Genomic DNA, 17,530 nt, shown 5'->3' on the forward strand with positions numbered 1-17,530 from the left:
AACATCACCTATTATTTATCTCGTGTTTTCGACTGCAATTAGCCTTGATTTAAGGGGTTTATCACATCACTTTTAGAACCTTAAAGCTTTGGAAGCTTGCAATAGTTATACTTCCTTGGTAAACTTGGTACTGAATTGAAATAATAAAAGGGGGAACTAAAGGTTGAGTAGTAAGGATGTAATAACAGTTATAAAAGAAAGGCGAAGCATACGCCGTTTTAAACCAGACCCTGTCCCGGAAACTATGGTCTACAACCTCCTGGAAACGGCTTGTCTGGCTCCGTCAGCAGGAAATGTTCAACCATGGTTTTTCTATTGCATTTATCGGGAAGACCTTAAAGCAGCTCTGGCCCAGGCGGCTTTTGGCCAAAAATTTGTAGCAGAGGCACCGGTAGTCATAGTGGTCTGTGCTGATTTGGAACGGGCGGCTGCCTCCTATGGCGAGAGAGGACGCACACTATACTGCCTTCAAGATACAGCAACGGCTGTTACCCATCTGATCTTAACAGCTACCAGCCAAGGTCTGGGCACTTGTTGGGTGGGAGCTTTTAATGAAGAAGAGGTGAGGCGCATCCTATCTCTCCCCTCTAACTTGCGGCCGGTAGCTCTGATACCTGTGGGTTATCCTGCTCAAAGTCCTTCCCCCCGGTCCCGTCGTCCGGTAGAAGAAGTAGTCAAAATCATCAAGTAGGCTTTAAAAATTAAAGACCCCGGAAATTCCACCGGGGTTTATTTTTCTTTCTCTCCGCTAGTCAGCCTCTGCAGCAATCTTACCCTCTTCTCTACGTTGTTGATGTGCTCCAGCATGGCTTGACGGGCCTCGCGGGGCCGCTTTTTCCGGATGTTTTCCAGAATTCTACAATGCTCTTCGCTCACCAGTTCGCGGTGCCACGGCAAGCCTCGGGCATGCTTTAAGCTCAATCGCCAATATTCCTGTAAAATATGAGCGATAGTGGCAGCCGCTTGGATAAATACCGGATTATGGGTGGCTAAAGCTATACAATGGTGAAATCGGTAGTCGGTATCGGCCGTCACACGCCCTTGACTGACCTCCTCTTCTACCTGTCTCTCTGCTGCCTCCATAGCCTTCAAATCGGCCTCTTCGCGCCTTTCAGCCGCCAGACCGGCAGCCTCCACTTCGATGGCCCGGCGAAATTCCAGCCAAAATAACAGCTTTTCAATATCCACTTCGCTCAGGTTGGGTAGGAAATCCTGGGGTTCTACCGGTAAGCGCTTAACAAAAATTCCATTACCATGCCTGATCTCCAGGACACCGCTGGAGGCCAACACGGAGAGAGCTTCACGTAAAGTAGGTTTACCCACCCCAAACATTTCACTTAATTCTTGAACGGAAGGAAGCCGATCCCCCACTCTGTAGTTTCCACTTTTAATGAGGCGCGTTATGCTGTCTATGACCTCTTCATACAATTTCTTCTTACGAATGATAAATTTTTCTTCCACGGCTTTACACACCCTGATTCTTGCATTTTTCTAGCAGGCAGGCCAAGGTCCAGGCTGCTTTAGCCAAGCGGCCTGGACCTTCAAGGAAGGAAACATTAGCTTTTCTCCTTCCTCACCTCGACCTGGGCCAACTTCTCATAGAAACGCACAATGGCACTGTGGTCAGCATCACCCAGCCCGTCCACCTTTAGGGCCTGGAGGATCTCCATAACCACCGAAGTTAAAGGTATGGGAACCCCTATCTCGTGGGCGGCCGCTAAGGCATTGGCCAGGTCTTTAATGTGCAGGTTTATCCGGAAGCCGGGTTTAAAGTTCCGGGAGATAACCATAGGTGCTTTCATGTCCAGGACTGTACTGCCGGCCAGGCCTCCCCGGATGGCCTGGTAAACCAGCTCGGGATCTACTCCGGCTTTAGTAGCCAGCACCAAAGCCTCGGACATGGCGGCAATGTTAAGGGCTACAATGATCTGGTTGGCCAGTTTAGTCACGTTCCCCGCGCCTATATCCCCCACCCGCACGACAGAGCTTCCCATGGCTCTAAGGATCTCATAACATTCATCAAAGTCCTCCTGCTTCCCACCCACCATGATGGCCAAGGTTCCTTCTATGGCCTTGGGCTCGCTCCCGCTCACCGGCGCATCTAGCATGCGCACTCCTTTTTCGGCCAGTTTAGCGGCTATCTCTTTGGTCACCTGGGGGTCTATAGAACTCATGTCGATCAATATGGACCCTGGTCGGGCTCCTTCAAGAAGGCCATTGGGACCCAGCACTACTTCCTTTACCTGGGGGGAATTGGGCAGCATGGTGATGAATTTATCACAGCGCTCAGCTACTTCCCGGGGAGAGCTGGCGGGCTCAGCCCCGGCAGCTACTAATTCCTCCACAGCTGCCTGGCTTCTATTGTACACCACCAATTGATAGCCGGCCTTGATAAGATTTTTGCTCATGGGCTTGCCCATGATGCCCAAACCGATGAAGCCAATTTTGCCCATAATCCTCTACTCCCTTCTAAAATATTTGCGTAAGGTTTAACCCAGGGCGTAGCCATATTCTGTAATCCATGTTAAAGAACTTAAAGTGTCCGGTTGGGGAATATATTCTAAGGATACATATCCTTCATATCCCAACTTATCGATTTCCTGCAGGAGGTAGCGATAGTTTATTTCACCTGTACCCGGCTGGTGCCGGCCGGGATTATCGGCAATTTGAATATGTCCTATCTTTTGTATATGTTCGCGTAAAGTGTTGGTCAGATTCCCTTCTTCCCGTTGAGCATGGTAAATATCATATTGTAGGTAGACATTGGGCATGTTTGCTTCTGAAATCAACTCTAAAACCTGTTTTGTGGTGTTTAGAAAGAAGCCAGGTATGTCATAATGGTTAATGTTTTCCACCATGAGGTTTATTCCGTGCTGGCCAAGGATTTCGGCCGCGTAACGTACGTTATCCACCATAGTCTGCCACTGTTCTTCATAAGAGCTGGAAGATACTGCTTTACCCGCCAAGCAGTTTAAACGGGGCACGCCCAATTCGCGGGCAAAGCTCAAGGCCTGTTTTACTCCGGCCCGGAACTCTTCCTTGCGGACCCGGTCAGCGGCAATCCCGCGGTCGCCCGCAGCCCAGTTGCCGGCAGGAAGGTTAAATAACACCACCTGAAGATTGTTCCTCTCCAACAGGCTCCTTATCTGGTCTATTTCATACTCGTACGGAAATAGGAATTCTACTGCTTTAAATCCGGCCTCGCGGGCAGCTTTGAAACGTTCCAGAAAGGGCACTTCGTTGAAGAGCATGGTTAAATTGGCGGCAAATTTTGGCATGGCAGCACCTCCCAAATACTATAAAGTCTTAAAAAAAGAGGCTATCCACGGGGGGCGTTTTTTGATACTCCTTTTGCTGTTTTCAGGTTTATTTTACAGTAATGTTAAGGTCCTTAATTAGTTTACCATAATCATTGTAGGCTTGTTGCATAAATTTAGCAAATTCTTCCGGACCCTGGTACATTATAGGCTGTAACAATTCTTCCATGGATTTCTTGAACTCAGGATCCTCTGAGATCTTCTTAAAGATACCGTCTAAGTAGTCTATCACTTCCTTAGGAGTACCCTTGGGAACTGCCACACCTTTAACCGAGCCCCATGTATAGAAATCAATGCCTTCCTCCTTCAGTGTAGGAATATCTTTTAGAGCCGGATCCCGCTCAGGAAGCGCTACAGCCAATGCTCTAAGCCTGCCAGCCTTGACGTGGGGCATAATCTCTGAGGGGTGCCCCCCTCCCATTATGGTCTGCCCGCCAACCAGGCTTGCCACTGACTGTGCGCCCCCTGCGTGAGGTATGGTCACCACCTTTATTCCCGCCACCTTGCCAATCCCCTTCATAACGAAATCCACGGCACCCGCTGCTGTGGAAATGGCCGCGGTCACTTCTTTATTTTCTGTTTTTGCCCAGTTTACCAGTTCCCGCAGGGTCTTGAATTGGGAGTTGGCCGGAACAGCAACTACCACAGAATGGATAGAGAGACGAGATACGGGAGCAAAGTCTTTCAATGGATCAAAAGGTAGTTTTTCTAGCTGGGGCTTTACTAGATCTTCGCCTGAACCATACCCGGCAAGAAGGGTATAACCGTCCGGCTTGGAGCGAACTACCGACTCTCTTCCCTCTATACCACCGGCGCCGCTCTTATTAACTACCACCAGCGGCTGGGGGCTATATTTGCTCCACACCTTCTCTACCGCCCGGGCCAGCAGGTCAGTAGAGCCTCCGGCGGCATAGGGCACCACCAGAGTTATTGGCTTTTCTGGAAACTTGGGCTTTTCTGCGGCTTTCTCCGGGCTCTTGCCAGAAGACTGGCCGCAGCCCCCAAGTACCACTGAGGCTCCAAAGGCCACTACCAAAAGACATACCAGAATCAAAGATTTGCGCAGGCGATTCATGAAAAACTTATTCCTCCCCCCTGTGGGTATATACCCTACCCGTGGATAGCCCTTTAGCTATCTATCTCAAGCCATACCGCAGGCGTGCTTGCCCCAGAGGTGGCTTGAGGCACGACACCAGCATACCCCTTCAGAGCAGAACCGACTTCTTCTCCTTTAACACCCCTAAGGCCTTTATGACTTGCCCGATCACGAGAAGCGCAAAAATCCCAAGGAGTATGGCCGAAATAGGACGAGTAACAAAAATGGTCATCCTTCCACCTGACATTAATAGCGACTGGCGCAAGGAATTTTCTACTATGGGACCCAGGACAAAGGCCATAGGGAGAGGCCCGGGTTCAAAATCGAGCTTCCTGAGGAAATAGCCAAAGATGCCGAAGAAAATAAGGGCAAACACCTGAAAGGTATCATTGGATATGCTGTATACGCCTACCGTGGTAAAAAGTATCACGGTTGGGGCCAGTATACCAAAGGGTACTTTCAATAACTGAACCCACAACCCTACGAGGGGTAAGTTCAAGGCGAGGAGCATAGCATTCCCCACATACATGGAAGCTATAACACCCCAAAATACCTCGGGATGTTCCTTAATGAGGAATGGCCCAGGGGTTACTCCTTGGATTAGCAAGGCAGCATATATCATGGCGACGGAAGCATTGCTCGGTATGCCCAAGGTTAAAAGGGGAATAAAGGAGGCACTCGAGGCAGCGTTATTGGCCGACTCAGGGCCGGCCACACCCTCAATAGCACCGTGTCCAAATTCCTCTGGGTGCTTAGAACACTTCTTTTCCACCGCATAGGAAGTCAACGAGGCAACTACCGCGCCCCCGCCGGGAATAATGCCGGTAAAAAATCCAATGATTGACCCGCGCAAAATAGCCCACTTAGAGGCCACCCAGTCCTTCAGCGTGGGATAAATCCTGCCTATATTGGTGGTGACTAGCTCGCTAGCCATATTTTGTTCCAAATTGTACAATATTTCTCCAAGGCCGAAGACACCCATAGCCAGGGTAACGAAGTCAAATCCGCTTTGCAGTCCCACGATACCAAAGCTAAAGCGGGTTTTACCTGTAACAGGGTCCAGGCCTACGCTGGCCAGCAAAAGCCCGATTACCAGCAGGATAAGCCCCTTTATTAAGGAAGTGCCTGACAAAAATACTGCCAGCAGGAGGCCGACTAGAGTTAACGAGAAATACTCGGGCGGTCCAAAGCGCAGAGCAAATTCAGCCACGGGCGGAGCTACAAAAGTAAGACCTATAACCCCTATAGTACCTGCTATAAACGACCCTATCGCTGCAATGCCCAGGGCAGCTCCGGCCCGACCTTTCTGCGCCATTTTATAGCCGTCGATACAGGTAACCACCGAGGCAGCTTCACCCGGCAAGTTCAGAAGGATGGAGGTGGTAGACCCTCCATACATGGCTCCATAGTAAATTCCTGCAAGGAAAATGATAGCTGTAGCTGGTGAGCCTATCTTGTATACTACCGGGAGAAGCAAGGAGATAGTGGCAGCCGGCCCCAGCCCCGGAAGAACCCCCACCGCTGTACCCAAAAGCGCACCTAAAAAGGCCACCAGTAAATTGGTACCTGATAGAGCTATGGAGAAGCCGTCCATCAATCCCTGGAAGATATCCACGGATCTGTCCTCCTTTTATAGGGCAAATACTCCCGGTGGGAGTGGGACGCCCAACATGCGTTCGAAGAGAAAATACATAACTGTTGTACCAACTATGGATATAATCAGGGTTTTAAACCACTTTTCTCGCTCAATTATGGCCTGCCAGGCTAGAAGGAATATAAGAGTGGATAAAAGATAGCCTAGCCCTTCCATGAACCACCCGTATACTAACATCGCTACTACTGCTATTAACGGTTTTATCCACTGCCCTTTTGCCCAGAAGCCAACCGGATTATCCACCGGACCCCAATTACTTTTAACCCATATTAAGCTGAAGATAATCAAAGCTACTCCGCACCAGAACGGCATGAAGCCCGAATCGGGATGCCGAAACTCACCCAGCTTTAGGTCGAAATAAGAATAGATAACTGTTGCGATCCCAACGATTATGAAAAACATTCCGGCAAGCCGTTCATGCCTTTTCACCGCTCCAATCACCTCCTGGCCATAAGGCCTATTTATCAACTCACACCCTTGTGGCCTGCTTAAACACTAGTAGCCTACCATCCATATTCAATTAGCCCTAACAACAGGTAAAGTGAGTAAAGCATCGGGAATTATAATCACCCTGGCCTTAGGGTGACGCTCAAGCTCCCTATCTATGGCTTCCTGCAAGGTTGGGACTGCCTCCAAGTGGATGCGCCTTAGTTCGTCCCCAGAGATCAGGCAATCTGTAATCACCACGCGCGCATGCTTAAGTATCCAGGCCAGGATGAGAGCCTTCTGTTCTCCGGGGGCAAACCCTTTGTTTCTGGCGTACTCAATAATGTCATCGGGACTTTCGGACCTGGCCATCCACTCCACATATCCGGGGTGGCCGAAGCCATCTTCACAGCTCGCCGGAATTATTATTACCCCACCCTTTTTTACCACCGGGTTGGGTCCGAAGACTGAGGTATTGGCAGCCCTGGTGGCCTGGTAGAGGTCGCGGTTCTTGGGATAACCCACCCCGGCAATAATGATATCTCCCGGCCAGTCGATCTCTACCTCGTACATAGCCCGGGCGGTGTTCACTCCTTCCAGGAACGCTTGCACCGGGTCCCCTGCCACTACCCTCACCAGCTCTTTCTGTCCGGTCTGAACCACGTTGACTATAAAGTGTAGGCCGATAGCCGTTGCTGCCTCGGTTAAAAATTCCCGAAAGATATTGCCCTCTATCACCCCCAGCCTGCTTTCGGACATCACCTGGTAGTTGTGGGTGGCTGCGATGGTCTCTGCCCCCGCCACACCGACAGCTATGCTCTTCACGCCGCCGCTGTAGCCGGCCAGAAGATGGGTTTCAATAACGCCTGTAGAAATCTTAATGTCTGCTTCCGCTACACGTTTATTGACAACCAGTGGTATACCCCGTCTCGATTTCCCCAAATTAACCAGGCCTGTTTTATCCCAGGCATTGTGATTAACAAATTTCAAACGACTAACTATATCCTCCCCAAACTTCTCTATAAGCTCTTCCCGGGTATTTGGTCTATGAGTCCCGGTGGCCACTACCACCGTAATATCATCCAGCCGAATACCCCCAGCCAATAACTCTTCTACCAGGATGGGTAAAATAATATCCTCTGGTAGCTTACGGGTAATATCTGTAACGACTATGGCTACTTTCTGGCCCGGCCGCACAAGAGCGGACAGTCGAAGGGGTCCCAAAGGATTTTTGAAGGCTTCCCGGATGGCCCTTTCCGGGTCAAGGATAACCGGTAACCTTTTAGATTCCACTATCGTTACGTCCACGTGGTCGGGAATTTCAAATTCCACTATTCTCTCTCCGTTAGGCACAGCGTACTTGGCCATCCGCTATCCTCGCCCTCACTTCTCAAGCACTTCGGGGTTAACCACAAATTGTGGCTTCCTACCGCTAAGCACATCTACCACTCCTTGGGCTGCACCGGTAGCCATGCGCACTACACACTCCTGGGTTAATGCCGCACTGTGAGGAGAAAGTAGCACATTATCTAGCCCGAATAACGGATGATTGCGCGGGGGAGGTTCTTCCTGGAAGACATCCAGGGCCGCGCCGGCAATGGCTCCGCTCTTTAAGGCTTTATAAAGGGCCTCCTCATCCACCACTCCGCCCCGGGAAAAGTTAACTAAAAAGGCTGTGGGCTTCATCAGAGAGAGCCTTGCGGCGTTTACTAGACCTCTGGTCTCGGCCGTCAAAGGAGTATGAAGGGATACCACGTCGGCCTCCCGAAATATCCGGTCGAGGTCATCATATAAAGTGATACCGTTGTCTTCTGCTACTTGGCGGCTGACATAGGGGTCGTAGGCTATTACCCTCATGTTAAAGGCTGCCGAGGCTTTTTTAGCCACCAGGGTCCCAATCCTGCCGAGACCTACTAGTCCCAATACTTTGCCGTCCAGATCGATGGCTTTATACTCGTTTCTGGCCTCCCAGTTACCCTCCCGGGTAGCCCTATCCATATACCTCAATTTTTTGGCCAGCGCCCCTATGGCCGTAATGGTATGTTCGGCTACCGACACGGCATTAGCATCGGGTGTATTAAGAACCAAGATACCTTTTTCCGTAGCCGCCTGTATATCGATATTGTCTACCCCCACACCGTGTCTGGCAATAACTTTAAGGCTGTCTGCAGCCTCTATTATTTCCCGGGTGAAGGGCGCCGTACGAACTATTACGCCTTCCACACCTTTTATTTCCCGCTTAACTGTTTCGACGGAAGGATCGGTGGCAATTACCACTTCGAAGTCATCGCCGAATAATTTAATACCACTTTCATGAATAGGCTGTACAATAAGAACCTTCTTTCTCATATTCACACCATCCCTAGTACTCCAGTATCCCCATCTCCAGAAGAACCTGGCGCAACTTAGCCCGGTTTTCTTCTGTCAATGGCCCCACCGGCCGGATGGCCTGGCCCGCCTCAATCCCTATCATGTTCAGGGCTTCCTTGATAACCACCGGGAAAGTACCCAGCTCGAAAGCTAAACGCAATGGCGCCAGGCGGTACTGGGCCTCCAGGGCCCGCTTGTGGTCGCCGGCCATAAAGGCTTCATAAATTTCCACCGCGATCCGGGGTTCCACATTGGCCGTGGCCGTGATGGAGCCAGTGCCTCCGTAACAAAGGGTGGCATAGATGAGGGTATCCCGGCCAGCCAGAACATAAAAATCCATTCCCCGCGTTACCCGGATATACTCGGCCGTCAGAGTCATGTCGCCGCTGGAATCTTTAATACCCACTATGTTGTCTACTGCTGCCAGCTCCTTGACGGTTTCCACCGCTATAGGTACTTTGGTCCTGGCAGGGTTGGAATAAAGGAGTATGGGGAGATCGGGTACAGCTCTGGCTATAGCTAAGTAATGTTCGATAACTTCTTTCTGGCTCAAGTTAGTAAAATAAGGAGTTAAAATGGATACAGCATCCACACCCAACTCGCGAGCCATCTTGGTAGTTTCTATAGACTCTTTGGTGGTCATGGCCGCGGTTCCCGCGTAAACAGGGACTCGGCCTCTGGTTTCATCAATTACTATCTCAATTACTTTTTTCTTTTGTTCAAAGGTAAGGGCAAAAAATTCTCCCTGGCTTCCTACTGGGAAAAGCCCGTGTACTCCTCCATCAATCAAGTGATTTACCAATTTGCGGAGAGCAGCTTCATTGATGTTACCCCACTCATCGCTCGGTGTAGCCATAGCCGGAATAATACCTTTGGGTACGAATTTAGCCATGAATAAAGACACCTCCTGAAAGTTTCTGTTTAGCCATGGGAGGCCCTTTCCAAACTAAGGAATGTTTAGCGAAGGGCTTTAATATAATTTTTTAGTTCAGTAGTGTATTGGGTCGCTGTATCCACTATCATGACGATGTCACTGGAGTAGGCTATAAGCCTCATTCCCGCCTCAATCCACCTTTTGGCAGCTTCCATATCGTACACGTGGATACCGGGAGCCACCCCGTGTTCATGGCAAACTTGAATAAACCTTTTCAGGTCTTCTTGAATCCTGGGATCATCTGACCGGCCTGGTATTCCATAGGACTGGGAAAGGTCGGCAGGACCGATAAAGGCCGCATCCACACCTTCCACGGAGACAAGCTTCTCCAGGTTCCGCAGGGCAAGTTGACTTTCTATCTGAATGACTATCAGAGTCTCTTCGTTGGCCCGCTTTATATATTCCGCCGTATTCACCTTGGCAAAGTTGGAATGGGCACGCCTGATGGCCATTCCGCGCTGGCCTAGGGGATAGTATTTACTGTATTCGATAATCTCCTTTACCTCTTCCTCGGTCTCTACTTGGGGGATGAGAAGGCCGTCAGCACCCGCATCCAAGGGACGTGACAAAGCCAGACGCGAGAGCCCCGGGGTTCTCACAATAGCCATCATCTCGGTCGCCTTAGCAGCCACAATCATATCGGCCACGGTTTCCAGGCTGTAGGAAGAATGCTCCATGTCAATAAAGACGAAATCATAACCCGCTGTGGCCAGCATGGTAATAATGCCAGGCCCGCGGACCTCCGAAATCATAGTGCCAATAACTACTTTGCCATTGGCCAGAACCTTTTTTACCCTGTTGTCTCTCACTTTTTTCACTCCTTATAAGGTTGACATATAAACTTAACATAAAATGACCTGTTAATTTTGTGATTTGATGTGTGCGACAATTCAGTTATAACTATTCGACGCCACATAAAAAATTCCTTCTGCCTTGCTGGATTGATCATAAAATTTATCAGAAAACAAGAAATCCGGAGCAGCGGGTCTCCGGAGTCAGCGAGATTCGGGTGTAGCTCTCTTTAGCCTCTAAGGACAGCTCAATCCAGCTTTAAGTTATACCCATACTTACGTGAAAGGAGCTCGAACCGCTTAGCTAAAACCTGCAAGTACCTACGAGAATCGGATGAGTAGCACTTTAAATATTTTAAGGCCCAGGGAAACCGTCTGCGGTAAGCAGCTTCTAAGCGCTGCACGGATGCCGGATAGGGATTCAGCGGATCGAGATAGACTTCCCTAACCCCGGCATTTTTCAGAGCATCTACCAGCTTGCCCATCGCCTCCAGGGTATCGCCCACCCCGGGGAGGATAGGCGCGACAAACACCCATACATGTATACCTTCGGCAACCAGCCTTTCCGCGGCCTGAAGGCGGGCTGACGGGGGAGCGGCTCCGGGTTCCAACACGGCCGCAGCAGCATCGTCAGAAGTGGTAACTGTAAAACCTACGGAGCAATTCTTCAGCTGCTTGAGCAAATTTACGTCCCGGACTACCAGGTCGGATTTGGTGAGCAGGTCAATCTCTGCGTCGGGCCAATCCTCCGTAAAAACCTCCAGACAGGCCCTGGTCAGGCCGAACACCGCTTCAACGGGTTGGTAGGCGTCTGTAACGGTTCCCAGGAGGATCCTGCCCAGAGGCGCCCGCCTACGCTGGAGCTCACGCTTGAGGACTTCAGGGAAGTTCACCTTAGCGGCTACAAATTCACCCCACTTCCTCCCCTGGCCGGAGAAGCGGAGGACAGTGTCCGCGTAACAGTAGCAGCAGCCGTGGGAGCAACCGGTGTAGGGGTTAAGGCAATAACGGTAGCCGGGGATGCCAGTCCTGTTTAGGGCACTCTTACAAGAGGTTGTCTGCAATACGTACGGCCTTCTGCCTTCTTCTCGCTCAATGTTCTGCAAGCTAATGATATGATGCCCCTTTCTCTATAGAATGTTCCCGATAAGAAATTTATTATTTTGCTTAGGTGTGGGGCTTGGCACCAGAAAATGCCCTACCGCACCTCCAACCAACCGCCCAGCGGTTCTTCTGTCCCTTGGGTAACAACCTGTCTCAAGTAGAACCGCGGGGTAGCAGTGAAGGCTTATAGCCCACTCCTTATAATCCTGCCCAAGGTTGACACTCTTTGCTTCACAACGGTGTAGGATATATGGACGTAGAGAATCGATCCCTGCTTCTCTGTTGTTCTAGGTTGACTTACAATATTATATAAACATGTAATCCGCTTCCTGACGGGAGGGGAAAGAATGCAGCATAATTTCCTTACTCCAATTACGGAGAGGGATTTGGACTTTCTAGTGCAGGCGGTCGCTGATAAGAGAAATGACCATGCTAAAGTCAAAGAGATAGTTCGAGATAAAGAAGACTTTATTGAAATCATGCTGGACGATTCCAAGCTATTTCACAAACTATTGGAAAAGCGGGAGGAACTGCTCTTTATATCCCCCTATTTTCTTTTTAATATACTTTTGCGCCAGGTAAGGCGCGATCTGGAGCATGCCTCCTATATGTATGAAGGACATGGAAAACTGCGGCTACCGGTTTTTGATGCGCCCCAAGTGAAAAAGGCTCTGGAAGATAATGCTGTGATCAGTTATCTAGCCGAGCTTTTGAGCTCCTTTACCCGCGTCCAGACTTATGTGCTCGTATACTCCATCGGTTCCCGGGTTTACCGCCGCACACTCAGCAGTATGGAGCTGGATGATATCCTCTTGCTATCTTCTGTGGTGGACGAAAGATACCGCTTTGAGGTACACCGGCGCATAGGTGACTTAGCCTTATTTATGGCCGGTATGTTTCCCGAGTACGTTGATAGTTCCAGCTGGCATGTAAGGCGCGCACGAAGATTAGGCCAATGGGAGAGGAGCTTAGAAGATTATTTAGAAATAGGCCGGCATTATTATGCCCTCGCTAGCCAACATCTTTACGCTTCGGAGTTCGGTTTGAGCCACATACTTCACTTCATGTCCGAAAATATGCCTTTGCTCCGCAGGGCCCTTAATGTACTGTCTGATAAATATGTTGGAGCTAACCGCACCCTATGGTTCGGGGTTGCCTGATTGTTGGCCTGGTTCCAACATCTTTAATAACTCCCCAAAGAATTTGCCGGCTTGTTCGTGCACTACCACCTCAGCCCTGCGATCCCAGGGGGTGGGCTCCTTATTTATTATTATCAGCTTGCCGGCTAAACGGGGTAATTCGGCTACCGGATAAACCTGCAAGCTACTCCCCACTACCAGAAGTACCTCGCAGTCCTCCATTTCTTCCAGAGCGCGGTAGTAGTCCTGGCTCATGGGATCCTCAAAAAGCACCACATCAGGCCGGAGTATACCACGGCATTGGGGGCATTTAGGCGGGTTTGTTCCCCGGCTGAATTGTCCAATAAGCTCTGTAAAGGGGTAGCTTTCACCACACTCCAGGCAGTGACAGGTGCGCAGATGGCCGTGAACCTCCCAGACCCTTCGGGAGCCCGCCTTCTGGTGTAGGCCATCTATGTTCTGAGTGATCACTCCATGGATGAGGCCTATCTCCTCCAACCTGGCTAGGGCCCGGTGGGTTATATTGGGTTCCGCCTCGATATAGCTTGACCAGCGGGGCAGATTAAAGCCATAAAAGTCCTCCGGGTTGGTAAGCAGAGCAGTAACGCTGGCCTTCTCCATAGGGTCAAATTTTTGCCACAGACCCGTGCCCTTGCTCCTGTAATCGGGAATACCGCTTTCCGTACTGGCACCGGCACCTGTCAGCACCAGGGTTTTACGCGAGCTCTTTAAAATTTGGCTAACCCTGGCAACGGCTTCAGACAGATCCTTCATATTGCGTCCCCCCCATTTAGTCTAATGCAAACTAACCTTGTTTTAAAGATGGTAATAGAGGATTGTATTCCCTCAGAACAACTGCCATTTGTCCTACGCTTTATCTCGTGTCTGGTATTAAGGGCGATGCCCTTTTATAGAGCGTGGATATTTCGAATTGGTTCACCCGGGTATTGGGCATCTACATAGGATACTGAAGGAAGAAAATTTTGAGGGATTACGGAAGGAGAAGATGCACTATGAAGGAACTCCCACCCGGACAGCATCACCTGCCGCCCCTGCCCTATTCTTATAATGCCTTAGAGCCTTATATCAGTGCCACTACTTTGCAAATTCACCACAACCGCCACCACCAATCATATGTACAAGGTTTAAACCGGGCCGAAGTAAAATTAGTGGAAGCTCGTCACAAACACGATTTTTCCCTGGTAAAGCACTGGGAAAGGGAACTGGCTTTTCACGGTTCCGGCCATATCTTGCACAGCATCTACTGGGCTACTATGGGGCCCTGGGGAAGCCGTGAACCCTTTGACCTAGTCCTCCAATACCTGGAAAGGTATTTTGGCAGCTGGACCATCTTCCGGGAACAATTTACCCAGGCAGCCGAAAATGTGGAAGCCTCCGGATGGACTATACTGGCCTGGCAACCTTTCTGGCGGCGACTGGAAATCCTCACCGCAGAAAAACACCAAAATTTAACCCAGTGGGGTGTCATTCCTATTTTAGTGCTGGATGTCTGGGAACACGCCTATTACCTCGATTACCAAAACCGGCGGCGCGATTATATTGAAGCCTGGTGGCATATCGTCGACTGGTCTGAAGTAGAAAAGCGGCTGCACCTGGCTTTGCCCGCCCAGGTGCCCTTGAACAAGGTTCATGTTTAAGGTAGCTCCTTTTCAGGCAAAATAACATCGACATGGCGAAACAATACTCTATCTTTAGAATTGCCGCTGCTTATATAGGTACTGTAGTAGGGGCGGGTTTTGCCTCCGGCCAGGAGGTACTGCAGTTTTTCGGGTACTTTGGCTTTTGGGGACTTATCGGATTAGGCTTGGCTACAGTCCTCTTTATCTTTTTCGGTTATTTAGTTCTGATACTAAGCCATCATTTAAAGGCCCATTCCCACCTGCCTGTAATGCGCCACACCGGAGGCCCCTGGCTCGGTAAAGCGGTAGATGGAATTACAACCTTTTTTCTCTTCGGAGCTCTGGCAGTCATGGCCGCCGGTGCTGGTGCCATTTTTTTGGAGGAATACCGCCTCCCTGCCTTGTTGGGAAGTACCCTCCTGATCGCAGTAACTCTTCTTACAGTACTTCTGGGTATAAGCCGGGTAATTACTGCTATCAGCTTTGTGGCACCACTTTTGATAGCCACTGTGCTGGGAGTAAGCCTCCTTACCATCTTCAAAAATCCGGCTTCCCTGCTGACCAATCTCTCCTGGTCAGAAGTTCCACGGGCAGCAGCCCCCTTCTGGCCCCTGGCCGCTTTGCTCTACGCTTCTTATAACCTGGTCCTAGCTATAGCCGTTCTCGCTCCCCTGGGATCCTTGAGCCGGCAGGAAAATCTCCTGCCGGGAGCCGCCTTCGGAGGGTTGGGCCTGGGTCTGGGGGCCGGAGCCATTGCTTTAGCCCTACTGGCCACCGTTCCCGACGTAACTGCGTGGGAAGTACCCATGCTGCAGATAGCAGGCAGCTTGGCTCCTTTGGCTCGTACGTTTTATAGCGTCATTTTACTGGCCGAAATCTATACCACCGGCGTCAGCAGCCTTTACGGTTTTACCGCTCGCCTGGCAGAACCGGAAAGCAGGCGGTTTTGCTACCTGGCCATTATCGCCAGCGTTGTAGCTCTGGTGGCTGCGCAATTGGGCTTTTCCCGCCTGGTAGCCACCCTCTTCCCTCTAGTTGGTTACGGCGGTCTCTTGTTGCTAGGAGCCCTGGCCTATTATTTCCTGCGCGAACACTTGCCTGTTATGCTCCCTAACTTTTTTCTTAAAGGCCTTCTTCCTGCCTGGGCACGCAAAGTTTTACCTTTAAAGAAAAAAAGCTAAAAGCCGCCCTGGCTGAGCGGCTTCATCTATACCCCTATTAGCTATTCGCCTTTTGAGTAGAAAAGGTTTAACCTTTAGCCTTTATGCTTTCCATAAGTTCCCTCATCATACTTTCTAGGGACTTATACGTGTTCGCAATAGCCTCATGAGCTTTCATAAATCTCCAGGCTATCACTAAGAAAATAACCCAGCCGATAACCATCCCCATAGGTACAATCAATGATATAATGGTCATCATTTGAATAATACTCCCCGGCATTGGCTTAAGAACACCTCCTCTCTGAGTGATAAGCAGTGTAAATGGACTTACCGGCAATTGTTTCTACGAAGGCTCGAATTGCTTACTCGTTCACCCTTTTAGTTGTTTAATCGATTAGCTCAAGAAATCATCTGTAAATATCGGTCAGCTATCTTAAGTCTTAAGAAACTACTACCATTGCACTCATAAAACAGGCGTATCCCTAAACCAGCCTTACCGCCGGTGACCATCTCTAAGGTAGGAGGTGCATCCTAAGGCATCCTAAGGCGTTCCGGAAAAGATTACGCCACATCCCTCCCAGTTTCAGAAGGAGATATAATCTTTGGAGAGTGTTCTCGGACACACGGCGCACAAGGAAATAGGCCACTTCTTCAAGTGGCCTATTCTCTCAACCCTATAATTTTCTGGTGCGGGCGAGAGGACTTGAACCTCCACGGGCGAAAACCCACCAGATCCTAAGTCTGGCGCGTCTGCCGTTCCGCCACGCCCGCAAGCTAAAAATAGTTTAACACAATGAAAATCCTGCCGTCAAGGGGACCGGGTCCCCCTTGTGATCCGTCTGTGATATTGTCAGGGTGAAATCCATCTAGTTGAGACAGTTTTCCGGCAAGGGGCTCCCTTCGGCATCCCAGTGCCGGACCAAATAGTAATCCTTTAACACAACTCCTAACGGAACTTGGTATATACCTTGCTTTGGGCGCGTTGGGGGTTAATGGCGCCGTTATGCTCTAAGGAGCAAATGATTTCAGACATCCTGCATCCCGCATACTTTCCCATTTGAATAAATCTTTATTAGCCAAATAAAGGTACTGGTACGTTTCAAATAACTTATCATAAAAATGTTTCTGATCCTCGTTAGGTAAAACTTGCGTGGCTACCCCCCTTTGAAGCAGTTGTTCCAATTCACATCTACCTTCGCCCGTACCTTTCCCTGCAAGCCAGGCAGCACCCAGGGGTTCCGTTTCCGGGTTTTTAAGTACAACCAGGGGCTTACCCAAGACCGAAGCCAAAATAGTCAGCCAGACACGGCTCGCCGCTCCTCCCCCGCTCACGTAAAGGGCTATATCTGGAGAATTCTCCCGCACCATTATCTCCAGGTTGTGCCTTATAGCCATAGATATACCTTCCAGCACCGATCGGTAAAGGTGCGCCCTGCTATGATGTAACTTGAGGCCAAAAAAGATACCCCGGGCCTGCGTGTCCCATATGGGCGATTTTTCTCCACCCAGATAAGGAAGAAATATTAATCCATCGCTCCCCGCTTCTATAGCTGCCGCTTCTTCGTTTAAGCTGGTATAATCCTCACCTACTATATGCCGGTACCAGCGCAAACACGCGCCCGCTGTGTTGATAAGGGCAATGCTGATCCATTTGTTTTCTATTCCATGGTGGCAGTTTAAAAATTCAGCCCTCCACTTGCCTTCCTCGGTGACCATGGATATCCTGCCTACAGTGCCTAAAGTTATGAGGGCCTGGGTTTCGTTGGCTATCCCCGCCCCCAGCATGGCCGCCACGGTATCCATGCAGCCCGCCACCACAGGTGTACCTGCCTTCAATCCGGTTATTTCCGCTACCTCTGGCTTTACACCACCTGCCACTTCCCAGGAAGGATAAATTTC

18 protein-coding genes and 1 tRNA gene are annotated in these 17,530 nt (G+C 50.0%); 4 read left to right on the top strand and 15 right to left on the bottom strand.

All coding sequences use genetic code 11. The features are described from left to right. Positions 1-163: 163 nt before the first annotated feature. Complete coding sequence (locus AC1BI1_RS14370; RefSeq protein WP_476717995.1) at positions 164-691, top strand: nitroreductase family protein; 528 nt, start codon at positions 164-166, stop codon at positions 689-691. 38 nt (positions 692-729) lie between these two features. On the opposite strand, the gene AC1BI1_RS14375 is transcribed toward AC1BI1_RS14370, so the two are convergent. From AC1BI1_RS14375 to AC1BI1_RS14425, 11 genes are all read right to left on the bottom strand, one after another. After that, positions 730-1,461, bottom strand: coding sequence for a FadR/GntR family transcriptional regulator (locus AC1BI1_RS14375; protein ID WP_476717996.1), 732 nt, complete (start codon positions 1,459-1,461; stop codon positions 730-732). A gap of 95 nt (positions 1,462-1,556) precedes the next feature. After that, positions 1,557-2,453, bottom strand: coding sequence for a 2-hydroxy-3-oxopropionate reductase (gene garR / locus AC1BI1_RS14380; protein ID WP_476717997.1), 897 nt, complete (start codon positions 2,451-2,453; stop codon positions 1,557-1,559). Between the two features lie 36 nt (positions 2,454-2,489). Beyond that, the gene (hyi, locus tag AC1BI1_RS14385; protein WP_476717998.1) at positions 2,490-3,278 is read right to left on the bottom strand and encodes a hydroxypyruvate isomerase; all 789 of its coding nucleotides are present in this window, start codon (positions 3,276-3,278) and stop codon (positions 2,490-2,492) included. An 88-nt stretch (positions 3,279-3,366) separates the two neighbouring features. Beyond that, entirely contained in the window at positions 3,367-4,392 is a 1,026-nt protein-coding gene (locus AC1BI1_RS14390; protein WP_476717999.1) for a tripartite tricarboxylate transporter substrate binding protein, read from the bottom strand. A 130-nt stretch (positions 4,393-4,522) separates the two neighbouring features. Beyond that, positions 4,523-6,028, bottom strand: a complete 1,506-nt coding sequence (locus AC1BI1_RS14395; protein WP_476718000.1) for a tripartite tricarboxylate transporter permease — start codon at positions 6,026-6,028, stop codon at positions 4,523-4,525. A 15-nt stretch (positions 6,029-6,043) separates the two neighbouring features. After that, positions 6,044-6,496: a tripartite tricarboxylate transporter TctB family protein gene (locus AC1BI1_RS14400; protein ID WP_476718001.1), complete on the bottom strand. Its 453-nt coding sequence runs from the start codon at positions 6,494-6,496 to the stop codon at positions 6,044-6,046. Positions 6,497-6,583: 87 nt separating this feature from the next. Next, on the bottom strand, positions 6,584-7,861 hold the full coding sequence (locus AC1BI1_RS14405) for a nickel-dependent lactate racemase family protein (RefSeq protein ID WP_476718002.1): 1,278 nt from the start codon (positions 7,859-7,861) through the stop codon (positions 6,584-6,586). A gap of 15 nt (positions 7,862-7,876) precedes the next feature. Beyond that, positions 7,877-8,842 carry a hydroxyacid dehydrogenase gene (locus tag AC1BI1_RS14410; protein ID WP_476718003.1) on the bottom strand — a complete coding sequence of 322 codons (966 nt, stop codon included), beginning with the start codon at positions 8,840-8,842 and terminating at the stop codon, positions 7,877-7,879. Positions 8,843-8,855: 13 nt separating this feature from the next. Continuing rightward, a complete protein-coding gene (dapA, locus tag AC1BI1_RS14415) occupies positions 8,856-9,755 on the bottom strand; it encodes a 4-hydroxy-tetrahydrodipicolinate synthase (protein WP_476718004.1) in 900 nt (299 codons plus the stop codon). Between the two features lie 65 nt (positions 9,756-9,820). Further along, on the bottom strand, positions 9,821-10,606 hold the full coding sequence (locus AC1BI1_RS14420) for an HpcH/HpaI aldolase family protein (RefSeq protein ID WP_476718005.1): 786 nt from the start codon (positions 10,604-10,606) through the stop codon (positions 9,821-9,823). A gap of 230 nt (positions 10,607-10,836) precedes the next feature. Next, positions 10,837-11,652 (bottom strand): SPL family radical SAM protein, encoded by an 816-nt coding sequence (locus AC1BI1_RS14425; RefSeq protein WP_476718006.1) that lies wholly within the window; start codon positions 11,650-11,652, stop codon positions 10,837-10,839. A 387-nt stretch (positions 11,653-12,039) separates the two neighbouring features. On the opposite strand from AC1BI1_RS14425, the gene AC1BI1_RS14430 reads away from it, so the two are divergent. Then, the gene (locus AC1BI1_RS14430; RefSeq protein WP_476718007.1) at positions 12,040-12,852 is read left to right on the top strand and encodes a hypothetical protein; all 813 of its coding nucleotides are present in this window, start codon (positions 12,040-12,042) and stop codon (positions 12,850-12,852) included. Here the strand turns inward: AC1BI1_RS14430 and AC1BI1_RS14435 are convergent. After that, positions 12,832-13,605, bottom strand: coding sequence for an SIR2 family NAD-dependent protein deacylase (locus AC1BI1_RS14435; RefSeq protein ID WP_476718008.1), 774 nt, complete (start codon positions 13,603-13,605; stop codon positions 12,832-12,834). The genes AC1BI1_RS14430 and AC1BI1_RS14435 overlap by 21 nt on opposite strands. 239 nt (positions 13,606-13,844) lie before the next feature. On the opposite strand from AC1BI1_RS14435, the gene AC1BI1_RS14440 reads away from it, so the two are divergent. Then, the gene (locus tag AC1BI1_RS14440; protein ID WP_476718009.1) at positions 13,845-14,489 is read left to right on the top strand and encodes a superoxide dismutase; all 645 of its coding nucleotides are present in this window, start codon (positions 13,845-13,847) and stop codon (positions 14,487-14,489) included. A gap of 32 nt (positions 14,490-14,521) precedes the next feature. Further along, positions 14,522-15,652 (top strand): YkvI family membrane protein, encoded by a 1,131-nt coding sequence (locus AC1BI1_RS14445; RefSeq protein ID WP_476718010.1) that lies wholly within the window; start codon positions 14,522-14,524, stop codon positions 15,650-15,652. A gap of 67 nt (positions 15,653-15,719) precedes the next feature. Here AC1BI1_RS14445 and AC1BI1_RS14450 read toward each other — a convergent pair whose 3' ends face one another. From AC1BI1_RS14450 to AC1BI1_RS14460, 3 genes are all read right to left on the bottom strand, one after another. Further along, positions 15,720-15,911, bottom strand: coding sequence for a hypothetical protein (locus AC1BI1_RS14450; protein WP_476718011.1), 192 nt, complete (start codon positions 15,909-15,911; stop codon positions 15,720-15,722). Between the two features lie 405 nt (positions 15,912-16,316). After that, positions 16,317-16,402, bottom strand: a tRNA-Leu gene (locus AC1BI1_RS14455). Between the two features lie 237 nt (positions 16,403-16,639). Then, on the bottom strand, positions 16,640-17,530 hold an 891-nt coding region (locus tag AC1BI1_RS14460; RefSeq protein ID WP_476718012.1), incomplete at its 5' end, for an FGGY-family carbohydrate kinase.

Source organism: Thermanaeromonas sp. DSM 22490, assembly GCF_056378755.1.

Coding starts and splice junctions, on each gene's coding strand:
- garR (WP_476717997.1), bottom strand. CDS start 2,453: ATGGGCAAAATTGGCTTCATCGGTTTGGGCATCATGGGCAAGCCCATG.
- hyi (WP_476717998.1), bottom strand. CDS start 3,278: ATGCCAAAATTTGCCGCCAATTTAACCATGCTCTTCAACGAAGTGCCC.
- AC1BI1_RS14390 (WP_476717999.1), bottom strand. CDS start 4,392: ATGAATCGCCTGCGCAAATCTTTGATTCTGGTATGTCTTTTGGTAGTG.
- AC1BI1_RS14405 (WP_476718002.1), bottom strand. CDS start 7,861: ATGGCCAAGTACGCTGTGCCTAACGGAGAGAGAATAGTGGAATTTGAA.
- AC1BI1_RS14410 (WP_476718003.1), bottom strand. CDS start 8,842: ATGAGAAAGAAGGTTCTTATTGTACAGCCTATTCATGAAAGTGGTATT.
- dapA (WP_476718004.1), bottom strand. CDS start 9,755: ATGGCTAAATTCGTACCCAAAGGTATTATTCCGGCTATGGCTACACCG.
- AC1BI1_RS14430 (WP_476718007.1), top strand. CDS start 12,040: ATGCAGCATAATTTCCTTACTCCAATTACGGAGAGGGATTTGGACTTT.
- AC1BI1_RS14435 (WP_476718008.1), bottom strand. CDS start 13,605: ATGAAGGATCTGTCTGAAGCCGTTGCCAGGGTTAGCCAAATTTTAAAG.
- AC1BI1_RS14440 (WP_476718009.1), top strand. CDS start 13,845: ATGAAGGAACTCCCACCCGGACAGCATCACCTGCCGCCCCTGCCCTAT.
- AC1BI1_RS14445 (WP_476718010.1), top strand. CDS start 14,522: ATGGCGAAACAATACTCTATCTTTAGAATTGCCGCTGCTTATATAGGT.
- AC1BI1_RS14450 (WP_476718011.1), bottom strand. CDS start 15,911: ATGCCGGGGAGTATTATTCAAATGATGACCATTATATCATTGATTGTA.